Source organism: Streptosporangium sp. NPDC001559, from assembly GCF_042893955.1.
Classification (GTDB): domain Bacteria; phylum Actinomycetota; class Actinomycetes; order Streptosporangiales; family Streptosporangiaceae; genus Streptosporangium.
In genome coordinates this window covers 467,592-480,206 of sequence record NZ_JBIAVG010000001.1, presented here as the reverse complement: position 1 = coordinate 480,206, position 12,615 = coordinate 467,592, and the positions used below count along the sequence as shown (strand labels likewise).

General features: G+C 71.0%; 12 protein-coding genes. 8 read left to right on the top strand and 4 right to left on the bottom strand.

What is annotated here, in order from left to right; all coding sequences use genetic code 11:
* Positions 1 to 93: 93 nt before the first annotated feature.
* The 3 genes from ACFYY8_RS02125 to ACFYY8_RS02115 all read left to right on the top strand — a co-directional run bounded on the left by ACFYY8_RS02125 (position 94) and on the right by ACFYY8_RS02115 (position 5,004).
* Positions 94 to 354 (top strand): WhiB family transcriptional regulator, encoded by a 261-nt coding sequence (locus ACFYY8_RS02125; protein WP_012888122.1) that lies wholly within the window; start codon positions 94 to 96, stop codon positions 352 to 354.
* A 178-nt stretch (positions 355 to 532) separates the two neighbouring features.
* Positions 533 to 3,394: a glycosyltransferase family 2 protein gene (locus tag ACFYY8_RS02120; RefSeq protein ID WP_390036230.1), complete on the top strand. Its 2,862-nt coding sequence runs from the start codon at positions 533 to 535 to the stop codon at positions 3,392 to 3,394.
* Complete coding sequence (locus ACFYY8_RS02115) at positions 3,391 to 5,004, top strand: DUF5719 family protein (RefSeq protein WP_390036228.1); 1,614 nt, start codon at positions 3,391 to 3,393, stop codon at positions 5,002 to 5,004. Before ACFYY8_RS02120 ends, ACFYY8_RS02115 begins: the two co-directional genes overlap by 4 nt.
* A gap of 69 nt (positions 5,005 to 5,073) precedes the next feature.
* On the opposite strand, the gene ACFYY8_RS02110 is transcribed toward ACFYY8_RS02115, so the two are convergent.
* A complete protein-coding gene (locus ACFYY8_RS02110) occupies positions 5,074 to 5,469 on the bottom strand; it encodes a metallopeptidase family protein (protein WP_390036226.1) in 396 nt (131 codons plus the stop codon).
* Positions 5,470 to 5,697: 228 nt separating this feature from the next.
* On the opposite strand from ACFYY8_RS02110, the gene ACFYY8_RS02105 reads away from it, so the two are divergent.
* The 5 genes from ACFYY8_RS02105 (at position 5,698) to ACFYY8_RS02085 (ending at position 10,191) form a co-directional block, all read left to right on the top strand.
* Positions 5,698 to 6,084: a DUF3499 domain-containing protein gene (locus tag ACFYY8_RS02105; RefSeq protein ID WP_352009871.1), complete on the top strand. Its 387-nt coding sequence runs from the start codon at positions 5,698 to 5,700 to the stop codon at positions 6,082 to 6,084.
* Between the two features lie 460 nt (positions 6,085 to 6,544).
* Positions 6,545 to 7,909, top strand: a complete 1,365-nt coding sequence (locus ACFYY8_RS02100; protein WP_390036224.1) for a phosphomannomutase/phosphoglucomutase — start codon at positions 6,545 to 6,547, stop codon at positions 7,907 to 7,909.
* Between the two features lie 4 nt (positions 7,910 to 7,913).
* On the top strand, positions 7,914 to 8,087 hold the full coding sequence (locus ACFYY8_RS02095) for a Trm112 family protein (protein WP_184712993.1): 174 nt from the start codon (positions 7,914 to 7,916) through the stop codon (positions 8,085 to 8,087).
* Positions 8,084 to 9,190 carry a bifunctional phosphoglucose/phosphomannose isomerase gene (locus ACFYY8_RS02090; protein ID WP_390036222.1) on the top strand — a complete coding sequence of 369 codons (1,107 nt, stop codon included), beginning with the start codon at positions 8,084 to 8,086 and terminating at the stop codon, positions 9,188 to 9,190. Before ACFYY8_RS02095 ends, ACFYY8_RS02090 begins: the two co-directional genes overlap by 4 nt.
* A 41-nt stretch (positions 9,191 to 9,231) precedes the next feature.
* On the top strand, positions 9,232 to 10,191 hold the full coding sequence (locus tag ACFYY8_RS02085) for a cation diffusion facilitator family transporter (protein WP_390036220.1): 960 nt from the start codon (positions 9,232 to 9,234) through the stop codon (positions 10,189 to 10,191).
* Between the two features lie 10 nt (positions 10,192 to 10,201).
* On the opposite strand, the gene ACFYY8_RS02080 is transcribed toward ACFYY8_RS02085, so the two are convergent.
* The 3 genes from ACFYY8_RS02080 to ACFYY8_RS02070 all read right to left on the bottom strand — a co-directional run bounded on the left by ACFYY8_RS02080 (position 10,202) and on the right by ACFYY8_RS02070 (position 12,568).
* A complete protein-coding gene (locus ACFYY8_RS02080) occupies positions 10,202 to 10,981 on the bottom strand; it encodes a response regulator (RefSeq protein ID WP_390036218.1) in 780 nt (259 codons plus the stop codon).
* Positions 10,978 to 12,156 (bottom strand): sensor histidine kinase, encoded by a 1,179-nt coding sequence (locus tag ACFYY8_RS02075; RefSeq protein WP_390036216.1) that lies wholly within the window; start codon positions 12,154 to 12,156, stop codon positions 10,978 to 10,980. Before ACFYY8_RS02075 ends, ACFYY8_RS02080 begins: the two co-directional genes overlap by 4 nt.
* Positions 12,157 to 12,232: 76 nt before the next feature.
* Positions 12,233 to 12,568 carry a MerR family DNA-binding transcriptional regulator gene (locus ACFYY8_RS02070; protein ID WP_352009865.1) on the bottom strand — a complete coding sequence of 112 codons (336 nt, stop codon included), beginning with the start codon at positions 12,566 to 12,568 and terminating at the stop codon, positions 12,233 to 12,235.
* Positions 12,569 to 12,615 lie beyond the last annotated feature (47 nt).

Genomic DNA, 12,615 nt, shown 5'->3' with positions numbered 1-12,615 from the left:
ACACACGTGTTGTTACGCCTTCCCGCTGGTGGGTAAGAGGGGAGGCGTTCATAGGGGGGCTCCATTTGCGGGCAGGCGGCAGGGAGGTGTGCAGTGGCCGACCTGGTCATCGCACAGGACAGCATCGCTGAAGAGCAGCTTGGTTGGCAGGAACGCGCGCTGTGCGCGCAAACCGACCCCGAGGCGTTCTTCCCCGAGAAGGGGGGATCCACTCGGGAGGCCAAAAAGGTCTGCCGCTCGTGCGAGGTGCGTGCCGAATGCCTTGAGTACGCTCTGGAGCACGACGAGCGGTTCGGGATCTGGGGAGGGCTCTCCGAGAGGGAGCGCCGCAGGATCAAGCGCGAGGCGGTCTGAGCGGACGATTGACGCGCTCACCGGGGGCCACGGGTTCACGGAGAGTGCTTGATCATATATCGACGGAGCATGTGGCCGACCGGCCACATGCTCCTTTTTTGGTGCATCAGGCATACCTCAACAGAGGGTGCCGTATCGTGGTCGCGCCGATCATCAGCCCTTCCTGAACACGGGACGCATGTCCAGCACCGACTCCCCCCGCCCCAACCACACCGTCACCGCGATCGTCGTGACCCACGACGGCGCACGCTGGCTTGGGGAGACCCTCGCCGCGCTGCTGCGGCAGACCCGCCCCATCGACCGGGCGGTCGGGGTCGACAACGGCAGCAGGGACGGCAGCGCCGCGCTGCTGACCGGCACCCTCGGCCGCAACGCCGTGCTCACGCTGCCACGCTCGACGAGTTTCGGCCAGGCCGTGGCCGAGGTCCTCGACCGGCTCGGGCCCTCGGAGGGAAACGAGTGGCTGTGGCTGCTGCACGACGACTGCGCGCCGGACGACGGCGCGCTCGAAGCCCTGCTGAAGGCCGCCGACGACGACCCCGGCGCGGCCGTACTCGGTCCCAAGCTCCGCGACTGGCTCGACCGGCGGCTCCTGCTTGAGGTCGGCGTCACCGTGGACCTGCGAGGACGCAGGGACACCGGCATCGAGCCCCGTGAGTTCGACCAGGGCCAGTACAGCGGCGCCAGGGACGTGCTCTCGGTCTCCACGGCCGGAATGCTGGTCCGCAGGGACGTCTGGGAGGAGGTCGGCGGCCTCGACCCCTTCCTGCCGTTGTTCCGTGACGACCTCGACCTGTGCTGGCGGATCAGGAGCGCCGGATACCGGGTCCGCAACGTCACCCAGGCCGTCGCCTGGCACGCGGAGGCGGCCGGCAGACGACGCCGCCGCATCACCGTCAGCGGTGACCACCCCCGCCGCCTCGACCGCCGCAACGCCATGTTCGTGGTCATGGCGAACCTGCCCGCGCGGTCGCTGCCGTGGGCGCTGCTGCGCAACCTTTTCGGCTCGCTGGTCAGCACGCTGCTGTTCCTGCTGGCCAAACAGCCCGCCGACGCGCTGGACGAGGCGCTCGCGCTCGGCTCGATCCTCAGGCACCCGGGCAGGCTCGTCAGGGCCAGACGCGCCCGCGCCGCGGGCAGAAGACGCGGCGGCGCCGCGGCGGCCAGGCTGCTCACCCCGCCGGGCGCGGGCTACCGGCGGCTGGCCGACCGGTTCCAGGGCTACCTGGCGGGCAACGGCCTCGTCGAGTCGGCGGGACGCCACCACGCCGCGACCCCCGTCCAGGAGGACGGGGAGGAACTGCTCACCGACGACGTCGGGGCGACCCGGCGCCTGTTCGGCAGTCCGGGCATGGCGCTGTTCCTGGTCCTGGCCGCCGTCACGCTGGTCGCCGAACGCGGCCTGCTCGGCGGCTCCCGGCTGGGCGGCGGCGCGCTCGTCCCCGTGATCGGCGGCGCCTCCGACCTGTGGGACCTCTACACCGAGGGCTACCGTCAGGCGGGACTCGGCGGTGACGGGTGGGCGCCGCCGTACGTGGCGGTGCTCGCCGGACTGTCCACGGTGCTGTTCGGCAAGCCCTGGCTCGCCGTGACCGTGCTGCTGCTCGGCTGTGTGCCGCTGGCCGGGCTCTCCGCCTACACCGCGACCAGGGCGATGATCCCGGGCCGCTGGACCCGCGTCTGGCTCGGCGCCTCCTACGCGTTGCTGCCCGTCGCCACCGGGGCGATCGCGGCCGGGAGACTCGGCACCGCCGTAGTCCTCACGCTGCTGCCCTGCTACGCGGCGCTGGCCACCAGGATGCTGACCGCCGACCCGCGCCGGGCGCGCCGCGCCGCCTGGGGGCTCGGTCTGCTGCTGGCCGTCGGTACGGCCTTCGCCCCGCTGATCTACCCGCTCACGCTGGTCCTGGGCGCGCTGGCCGCGCTCGCCTTCCCCCGCAGGGGACTGACCGGCTCGGTCGTCATCGCCTTCGGCGTCCCGGTGGCGCTGCTGCTGCCCTGGCTGGTCCAGGTGGTCTCCACCCCCGGCCTGCTGCTGCTCGAAGCGGGCCTGCACCGGCCCGAGCTGGTCGACGCCGCGTTGCCCGCCTCCTCGCTGCTGCTGCTCAGCCCCGGCGGTCCGGGAATGCCGCCGCTGTGGGTGACGGGCGGCCTCATCGCCGCCTGCCTGGCCGCGCTGCTGATGCGCCGCGACCGGACGGTCGTCGCCGTCGGCTGGGGCGTCGCGCTCTTCGGCACATTGGTCGCGATCCTGGTCAGCAGAACCCCGGTCACCTCGCTGAACGCCGACACCCGGGCCCCCGCCTGGCCTGGCGTGCCGCTCGCCCTCGCCGCGATCGGCATGCTCGTCGTCGCCGCGCTCACCGCCAACCGCATCGCCGACCTCAGGAGGGCGGGCGGGCCACGCAGGGCCGTGGCGGTCGCCGTCGTCGCCGTCGCGTTCTCGACCCCGGTCCTCGCGGCCGGAATGTGGATCACCAGGGGGGCGGGCGGCCCCCTCGGAGGCGACGTCGGCGACGTGATGCCCGCGCTGGCCGCCCTCAACTCCGGCGGCGGCGAACGGACCCTGCTGCTGCGCGAGAAGGACGGCGCACTGGCCTTCACCGTGCTGCGGGGCCGCACTCCGCTGGTCGGCGAGGCGGACATCCCCACCCCGCCCGGCCCCAGGGAACGGGTCGCCGTCGCCGCGGGAGGACTGGCCTCGGGCAGGGGCGGTGACGACGCCGACGTGCTCGCCTCCTACGGCATACGGTTCGTCGTGGTCGTCCCGCCGGTGACCGAGACGATCAGCCACGCCCTCGACTCCCAGCCGGCCCTGGCCAGGATGAGCCTGTCGCGTGCCATAGGCGTGTGGCAGCTGACCCAGCCGGTCACCGTGCCCCCCACCCCGCCGGGCGACCCCTGGCACGGCCGCTGGCTTTGGGCGCAGGCCGTACTGCTGCTGGTCGTCTCCGTCCTGGCCGCCCCGGGCTCACGCGGCGCCGACAGCCAGCTTCGCACCGAGGTCCCCGAGTCAGGCAGGGAGCCGTCCAGCCGATGAAGTCCCTGATCGAGAACCGGTTCAGCCTCCTCGCGCTCGTCCTGGTCGCACTGCTGGCCCTGTACGGCGTCGCCTCCGCGACCAGGCCCGCTCCCGAGGCCGAACCGGCCAAAGGCCTCAGACGGGTCCCCGTCGCCTCGGTGACGGTCGTCTGCCCCGACCCCGGCGACACCGACGCCGCCGTCGTCACCCCACCGGGCGGCCAAGACGCGGGAACCGCCGCACTCGTCACCGGGGACACCACGGTCACGACCCTGCGGACCCCCGGCACCCTCTGGCACGAGAAGATCCCCGCCAAGTCGGCCCCGCTCGTCGTGACCGCCAAGGCGAACATGGCGGCGGGCCTTGAGGCCTCCCAGACCCGCAGGGAGACCTCGGGCAGGCACCGCGGGCTGGCCGGAGTGCGGTGCGTCGAGCCCGCCGCCGACACCTGGCTGGTCGGCCCCGGGCCCGCGGCGGCCGACGTCACGCTCTACCTCGCCAACCCGGGACTCGCCCAGGCGACCGTCGAGCTCACGGTCTACGCGGGGGAAGGGCCCGTGGTCGCCGACTCGGGCGACGTGATCACCATGAAGCCGGGCGAGACCAGGGCGATCGACCTCAAGGACGTCGCGCCCTCACCGCTCGTCATGGCGGTCGGAGTACGCACCGTCTCCGGCCGGGTCACCGCGGCGGCCCGGGCGATCATGCACGGTGGAAAGGGCGTGGACTGGCTGCCCGCCTCGGCCCCTCCCGCCACCCGCGTCGTGGTCCCCGCCGTCCCCGGCGGAGGCGGCACCCGCCAACTGCTGGTCGCCTCGACCGCCGAGACCGACACCCTGGTCGAGATCAAGGCGATCACCTCGGACGGGACATACGCCCTCAAGGGCAAGGAAGTGCTCGAAGTGCCCGCCGAGTCGGTCGCGACCATGGACCTGTCGAACGCCGTGGACGACCGATCGGCCGCCTTCGTGCTGACCTCGGAGGCCCCCATCCTCGCCGGGGTGACGGTCACCGGGACCGGCAAGAAACCCGATGTGGCCTTCACCGCCGGAGCCGCCCCCGTCGACCTGGGCAGCGTGGTCGCCGACAACCACACCGGAGGAGACAAGGGCGCGAGGCTCGTGCTGAGCGCGCCGGAGACGGCCGGCAAGGTGAGTGTGCGGGTCCTGCCACGCAAGGGAAAGGCACCGGAACCGTTCGAGGTGGACATCCCCGCCGCCCGCACCAAACAGGTGAGCCTCCCCAAGATCGACGGTCCCTTCGGGGTGCTGGTACTACCGGTGCAGGGATCGGGTCCCGTGTACGGCGGGCGGGTGATGGACGAACGAATCAAGAAGGGCCTGGCCCTGACCGTCCAACCCCTCGCCGCGGCCCGAGTGTGGGCTCTGGTGCCGCCTACGACGGAATCGGTGTCTGTGATCATCGCGCTGCCTTCGGCGGCACGGGTCCGGGCGTGTCTCTTTGCGACGCCTGGCGGCGTCGCGGGTTCGGGCGCTTCGGGCCGGCGCTTTCCCTCGTCGTTCGTCCGCTGCGCTCCCTCACTCCTCAGTCCAAGCGCCGGCGCGCCCGAACCGCAACTCCTCACACACGGCACCGGTAAGGCACAAGATCAAAAGCCTCGCGTGTGAGGCGGGAGTGGTGAAGGGGAGTGGTGAGGTAAGGGAGATCTGGCGATGAGGTAAGCCAGCCCGGTTGGGCTAGTCGTCTTCCTCGTAACCGGGGTCCACGGATTCGGGGGACAGACCCAGGAGACCGGCGATCTGTTCGACCACGGTGTCGTGGACCAGGGCTCCGAGCTGGTCGCGGTCGCGGGCCCTGGCCTCAAGGGGGCGCCGGTAGACGATCACGACGGCGGGGCGCTTGCCGACGGCGGGTTCCGAGCGGCCGAACGGGATCGGCTCGCCGGACAGCAGGCCCGGGCCGTCGCCCAGCTCCGACAGCGGCGGCACCTCCTCGATCGCGAACTCGACGGACGCGAGCTGGGCGCCCCAGCGTGGCTTGAGACGGTCCACGGCATCCAGGACGAGATCGTCGAAGCGCTCGCTGCGCGACTTGGCGATCGGCACGTGGGAGGGTGCCAGCGGGCCCCGCATGCCACGACCGTGTCGGTCGCGTTTGCGGGGAGGGCGAGGTCTACCTGGTGCCGGGCTCACGGGCCAAGCTTAGACATGCCTGGTGGGAAGGCGGAAAGGGGTTGACGGGAGGGTGTGCAAGCCGTACAGGCGGGTGGAAGCCGGGACACGTGTCCGAATTGTGGCGACACGCTCGTTAAGAGCGCTCAGATAGTGGCGCCCTGGACGCTTACCGGATACGGTCCCACCGTGAGCCCCGTCCGCCGCTGTTCCCGCACCGCGTGCAGTCAGCCTGCCGTATTCACGCTCACGTACGTCTACGCCGACTCGACCGCCGTTCTCGGGCCCTTGGCGACGTACGCCGAGCCGCACTGTTACGACCTGTGCGCCGAGCATGCGGAGCGGCTCACCGCCCCACGGGGCTGGGAGGTCGTCAGGCTGCCGAGCGACGGAGCGCCGCCGAGCACCGACGACCTCGAAGCGCTCGCCAACGCCGTCCGGGAGGCGGCCAGGCCCGCGACGAAGGGCACCGAGCCCGTGGGCCAGGGAGTCGAGGTCGGGCGTCGTGGACACCTGAGAGTGTTGCGCTCAGCCCAGCCACAGCCCCACCCCGCGCAGCCCCAGCGCGACCGCTGAGCCGTACGTCCCACCCCCGGAGCGGCGAGGGTTCCGGAACCCGGGACACAGCTCAGAAGAACCTCATCACGGAGACTCCCACCTTGCGCCCCCGACAACGGCGCCCGCAGCGGAGAGTCCACCCGGAACGGCCTTCTTCAGCGCTGCGAGTGAAGAGTTTCGCCTGTGCCTTCCCGGTGCCGTGCGCGAGGAGTTTCGGCTTGGGCGCGTCGGTGCTTGGACTGAGGAGCGAAGGAGCGAAGCGGATGAGCGACGAGGGAAAGCGCCGACTCGGAGGCGCCCAAGCCCGCGACGCCGTCAGGCGGAGCAAAGGAACACAGAGACGAGGGAAAGCGCCGACTCAGGGCGCCCAAGCCCGCGACGCCGCAGGCGGAGCAAAGGAACACAGCAGGCGGCGCAAAGGGACACTGACCCCCTAGGCTTGGGGGCGGCAGAGACGAGTCAAAGGGGCGGAGCTGGAGTGGGCGACCTCGCCAGGATCTTCAAGGCGTACGACGTGCGCGGCGTCGTGCCGGACGAGTTAGACGAGGAGACCGCGTGGGCGGTCGGCGCGGCCTTCGTTGAGGTCACCGGTGCCGGGTCCGTCGTGGTCACGCACGACATGCGTGCCTCATCGGCTCCGCTGGCCGCGGCCTTCGCCAGTGGGGCCGTCTCACGCGGGGCCGACGTGGTGGACACCGGTCTCGGCTCGACCGACATGCTCTACTACGCCAGCGGCAGTCTGGGCATGGCCGGGGTGATGTTCACCGCCAGCCACAACCCGGCCCGTTACAACGGCATGAAGATGTGCCGCGCGGGCGCGGTGCCGATCGGCGGGGAGACTGGGCTCACCGAGATCCGCGACCGGGCGGCCGAGCTGCTCGCCTCAGGCGGAGAAAGCGGCGAAGGCGGCGCGGGCGGCGGTACGGTGTCCCGGCGTGACCTGCTGCAAGGCTACGCGGACCACCTGCGCACGCTGGTCGACCTGTCCGGTGCCCGGCCGTTGAAGGTCGTGGTCGACGCGGGCAACGGGATGGCGGGGCACACGGTGCCGGTGGTCTTCGAGGGGCTTCCCGTCGAGTTGACCGCGCTCTACTTCGAGCTCGACGGCGACTTCCCCAACCACGAGGCCAATCCGATCGAGCCGGAGAACCTGCGTGATCTGCAGAAGGCCGTGCTCGACGTGGGCGCGGACATCGGTCTCGCCTTCGACGGCGATGCCGACCGCTGCTGGGTCGTGGACGAGCGCGGTGAGTCGGTCTCGCCCTCCACGATCACCGCGTTGGTCGCCGCCCGTGAGCTGGCCAAGCAGCCCGGCGCCACGATCATCCACAACCTGATCACCTCGCGGGGCGTCCCCGAGATCGTCGCCGAGCACGGCGGGGTCCCGGTCAGGACCCGGGTCGGGCACTCCTTCATCAAGGCCGAGATGGCCAGGAGCGGCGCGGTCTTCGGCGGTGAGCACTCCGCGCACTACTACTTCAAGGACTTCTGGTTCGCCGACACCGGCATGCTGGCCGCGCTGCACGTGCTGGCCGCGCTGGGTGAGCAGGACAGACCGCTGTCGGAGATCCTCGCGGGTTACGCCCGCTACGCCGCCTCCGGGGAGATCAACAGTACGGTCGCCGACCAGCATGCCGCGACGGCGCGGGTCAGGCAGGTCTTCGAGGGCAGGGACGGCGTCACCTTCGACGACCTGGACGGTCTGACCGTCTCCGGCCCCGGATGGTGGTTCAATCTTCGTCCGTCCAACACCGAGCCGCTGCTCAGGCTGAACGCCGAGGCGGCCGACGAGATTCAGATGGCGGCGATCAGGGACGAGGTCCTCGCCGTCGTGAGGAGCTGAGCGCGTGAAGATCGACGAGTGGTTGCTGGAGATCCTGGCCTGCCCCAACTGTAAGTCTCCGCTGCGTGCGGAGCCGGAGGTGGACGAGTTGTCGTGCACTTCGGCTTCGTGCGGGCTGGTCTATCCGGTTCGTGATGACATTCCGGTCCTGCTGGTCGACGAGGCTCGGAAGTCGTGAGCTGGGAGTCGGATCGGCTCGACGACCAGGGATGGCTGACCGAGGGCGACCCCTCGGGCATGTTGCGCGCCGTCGCCGCCTCGGCGGCGCAGGTGCGCATCTCACATCGGGGTGTCCGTGAGGCCGACCTCACCCGGGTGATCGGGGAGGGCAGGCCGAGGGCGATCGTGGTCGCGGGCATGGGCGGTTCCGGCATCGCCGGTGACATCCTCGACGCGGTGTGCGGCAACGGGGCTCCGCTGCCGATCGTGACGGTGCGTTCCTACCAGCTGCCCGGCTGGGTCGGCGCGACGGACCTGGTGGTCGCCGTGTCGTGTTCGGGCAAGACCGAGGAGACGCTCGCGGTGGCCACGGAGGCCGTCCGCAGGGGGTGCCGCCTGCTGGTGCTGGCCGCGGCGAACTCTCCGCTGCACGCGGTCGCCAGGCAGTCGGGCGCGCCGTTCGTGCCGGTGACCACCGGCGGGCAGCCCCGGGCGGCGGTCTGGGCGCTGTCGGTGCCGTTGCTCGTGGTCGCCGCCGAGCTCGGCGTGCTCCAGATGGACGACGGGGTGATCGAGGAGGTCGCCAGGCGCCTTGAGGAGATCGCCCACCGCTGCCGTCCGGTGAGCGAGTCCTTCATCAACCCGGGCAAGACGCTGGCCATGGAGCTGGCGGAGACGGTGCCGATGATCTGGGGTTCCTCCCGGCTCTCGGCCGTGGCCGCCTACCGGTGGGCCAGTCAGCTCAACGAGAACGGCAAGTACCCGGCCGTCTGGGGGCAGATCCCGGAGGCCAACCACAACCAGGTGGTGGCCTTCGACGGCCCGCTGGCGCAGCGGGACATCTTCGCCGACGACGCGGGCCGGTCGCTGCGGCTGTTCATGCTGCGTGACACGGAGGAGCATCCGCAGGAGGCGCGGCGGCGTGAGGCCTCGGTGCGGATGGCCGAGGACAGGGGCGTTCCGGCCACCCAGCTCGTCGCGGAGGGCGCTCATCCGCTTGAGCGGCTCGCGACACTGATCGGGCTGGGCGACTACGCGAGTACCTATCTCGCCCTGGGGTACGGGATCGACCCGACCCCCGTGTCGGCCATCACGGAACTAAAGGCGAGAATTTCCCAATAGTATCCTCTCGTCTTTTTCGGACTAAGTAAGCGGAGGCTGTCGTGAGTGCGGGCGGCGGTACAAAGGCGATCATCGCGGCGTTGAGCGCGAACCTTGCGATCGCGGCGGCCAAGTTCGTCGCCTTCCTGGTCACGACCTCGTCGTCCATGCTCGCCGAGTCGATTCACTCCCTCGCCGACTCGGGGAACCAGGTGTTGCTGCTGGTCGGCGGGAAGCGGGCCGAGCGCAAGCGCACTCCGGAGCATCCGTTCGGCTACGGCAGGGAACGCTACTTCTACGCCTTCGTAGTCGCGGTCGTGCTGTTCACGATCGGTGCGCTCTTCTCCCTCTACGAGGGCTGGCACAAGATCCATGAACCGAAGCCGGTGGAGACGCCGGTTGTGGCCTTCGCGGTGCTGATCTTCGCGATCATCGCGGAGAGCTTCTCCTTCCGCACCGCGATCAAGGAGTCCAACCCGCTGCGCGGCAAGCAGACGTGGACCCAGTTCATCCGCAGGTCCAAGTCGCCGGAGCTGCCGGTCATCGTCCTGGAAGACCTGGGCGCCCTGGTCGGTCTCGTACTGGCGCTGGTCGGTGTGACGCTCGCCGTCATCACCGGCAACGGTGTCTGGGACGGCGTCGGCACGATGGCGATCGGTGTGCTGCTGGCCGCGATCGCGATCGTGCTGGCCGTCGAGATGAAGTCGCTGCTGATCGGCGAGAGTGCCGGCCCCGAGGTCGAGGGCCAGATCATCGCCGCCCTGGAGAGCGCCCCCGAGGTGGTCAGGGTCATCCACATGCGCACGCTCCACCTCGGCCCCGAGGAGCTCCTGGTCGCCGCGAAGATCGCGGTCGACCACGACGACACGGCCGCCGAGGTGGCCAGGGGCATCGACGAGGCGGAGCAGCGCATCCGCTCCGCCGTGCCGATCGCCCGCGTCATCTACCTGGAGCCCGACCTCGACCGGGCCAAGACGGGCGGGATCGCTCCCGGGCCGCACGCGGCCAACGGCCGGGCGTGACCCGGAAGGTTCACGCGCCGGGGACCACCAGTCCCGTCTCGTAGGCGTGGATGACGGCCTGCGTGCGATCACGCAGGTTCAGCTTGGCCAGCAGCCTGGCCACGTGGGTCTTGACGGTGTGCTCGGTGACCACGAGGCGGGACGCGATCTCGGCGTTCGACAGCCCCTGGGCGATCAGCCGCAGCACCTCGACCTCACGCGGGGTCAGCGGCCCGCCGTCCCCGGCGGGCCTTCGCTGCCGGGAGAACTCGGCGATCAGCCGTCTGGTGATCCTGGGGGCCAGCAGCGCGTCCCCACGGGCCACCGTCCGCACCGCCTCCGCCAGGTCTCCGGCCCTGACGTCCTTGAGCAGGAACCCGCTCGCCCCCGCGGTGAGCGCGTCGTACACATAGTCGTCGAGGTCGAACGTGGTGATCATGATGATCCTGGTCGCCTCGGTCTCCAGGATCCGGCGGGCCGCCTCGATGCCGTTCATCTCCGGCATCCGGATGTCCAGCAACGCGACGTCGGGATGGGTCCGCCGTGCCAGCCGTACGGCCTGGGCACCGTCGGGGGCGGTTCCCACGACGGTGATGTCGGGCTGGGCCGCGAGCACCGCGGCGAAGCCCCGCAGCACGACCGGCTGGTCGTCGGCGATCAGCACCCGGATCCGGTCGTCCGCGGCCGTCCCGGGAAGAGCCTCGGTCTGAGGGCCGGGGAGGGCCTCAGACCGGGAACCGGGGAGGGCGTCGGCCGGAGGGTCGGTGACGGCCTCGGCGGAGGGGCCGGGGGGAGGTTCGGGGAGGGTCATTCGAGGGGGAGACCCACCTGGATGAGGAAACCACCGGAGGGGCCGGGGCCCGCCTTGAACCAGCCACCGAGGGCGAGGGCGCGTTCGCGCATGCCGACCAGACCGTGCCCGTTCTCGGTGTCGCCGGAGGGGCCGGGGCCGTTGTCGGTGATCCGCAGCGCCAGCAGGGCCGGGCGGTAGGCCAGTTCGATCGAGACCCGGGCGCCGGGCGCGTGGACGCGGACGTTGGTCAGCGCCTCCTGGACGATCCGGTAGGCGGAGACGTCCACGGCCTGCGGCAGCGGGACCTCCTCCCCGATCACATCGAGGTCGACCTCGCCCTCGTGCCGTTCGATCAGCTCGGGAAGCCGCGCCAGCCCCGGTTGTGGCGCGGTCTCCGGGGCGGTGACGACGTCGGCGCGCAGCACGCCGAGCAGGCGGCGCATCTCGGTGAGCGTGGTCCGGGCGGAGGTCGCGATCTCGGCGAACTCCTGGAGGGTCCGTTCGTCGAGGCCGTCGAGTGTGTAGGGAGCGGTCTCGGCCTGCACGGCGATCTTCGAGACGGAGTGGGCCACGATGTCGTGCATCTCCCTGGCGATCCTGGCCCGCTCGGCCATCGCGGCCTGCTCCCTGAGCGTCTCCAGGTTGCCCGCGCGCATCTCCGTGATCGTGCTGGCGCTGCGCCGTACATGGGCGAGGAAGATCAGCAGGACGGTTCCGAGGAGCAGGATGACGAGCCGGGAGACAGTCTCGCTGCCGATCGTGGTGATGGACGGCACCTCCCTCCCGTTCCGCAGGAACACGGCCCCCAGGAACAGGATCGCCAGGGCGCCGATGACCAGCCCGACGACGAGCGGGCCGACGATCCGCGCGATCGTGTAGAGGGTGAGCGCGCCGGAAAGCACCACGGCGAACGGGGGATAGTCAGGCAGTACGCCGGTGTAGAGCAGGCAGAGCGCGCCGAAGGAGACCAGCGCGACGACCGCCCAGGGGTGCCTGCGCCGCACGACGTGCGGCAGTGTGGCGAGCACGGCGGCCAGCATGGTCAGGGAGGACCGGCCGCCGAGCTGGGCCAGGGCGAGGAACATGAGCAGGACACCGACGGCGACGTCGGTGAGGGGGGAGGCGATGACCCGCCGGAGGTTCAGGGCGTCGACCCTCCGTTCGGCCTCGGTCAATACGGTTGCGACGTTCATGGGGAGAATTGTCGCGACGGAGGCCGTCCGGCGTCGTCACTCCTGGGAGCGACCTTCCCGGCGTCGGGAGCTCGTCTCAGGAGCGCCCCTGGAGCAGGCGCAGGGCCTTCTCCTTCTCGAAGTCCAGTGCTCTGCGCGGGGCCTGGAGGCGACCGATCCGCAGCCCGAGATCCCGTACGGCCTGCGCGACGGCGGGCTCGCTCAGCACCCGCAGCGCGAACGCCAGCTCGGCGGGGGAGACGTCGAAGCGCTTCTCCAGCTCGACGCCCTGCGCCACGGCGGCCAGCTCCTCCTGGCCGAAGCGGCGGTGCGCCCCCTGGGTCCTGACGGGCGGGAGCAGTCCCAGGGCCTCGCGGTAGCGGAGCATTCTGGGGGACATTCCCAGCCGTTTCGCGGCCTCGGTGATCCGCATATCGCGCCTTTCCTGGAAACCTCACATTCTTGTGTAAGGTTACCGCC

Bases quoted from the DNA above. Each gene is read 5' to 3' on its own strand.
- ACFYY8_RS02070 (WP_352009865.1), bottom strand. From the start codon at position 12,568: ATGCGGATCACCGAGGCCGCGAAACGGCTGGGAATGTCCCCCAGAATG.
- ACFYY8_RS02120 (WP_390036230.1), top strand. From the start codon at position 533: ATGTCCAGCACCGACTCCCCCCGCCCCAACCACACCGTCACCGCGATC.
- ACFYY8_RS02110 (WP_390036226.1), bottom strand. From the start codon at position 5,469: ATGCGGGGCCCGCTGGCACCCTCCCACGTGCCGATCGCCAAGTCGCGC.
- ACFYY8_RS02115 (WP_390036228.1), top strand. From the start codon at position 3,391: ATGAAGTCCCTGATCGAGAACCGGTTCAGCCTCCTCGCGCTCGTCCTG.
- ACFYY8_RS02075 (WP_390036216.1), bottom strand. From the start codon at position 12,156: ATGAACGTCGCAACCGTATTGACCGAGGCCGAACGGAGGGTCGACGCC.
- ACFYY8_RS02080 (WP_390036218.1), bottom strand. From the start codon at position 10,981: ATGACCCTCCCCGAACCTCCCCCCGGCCCCTCCGCCGAGGCCGTCACC.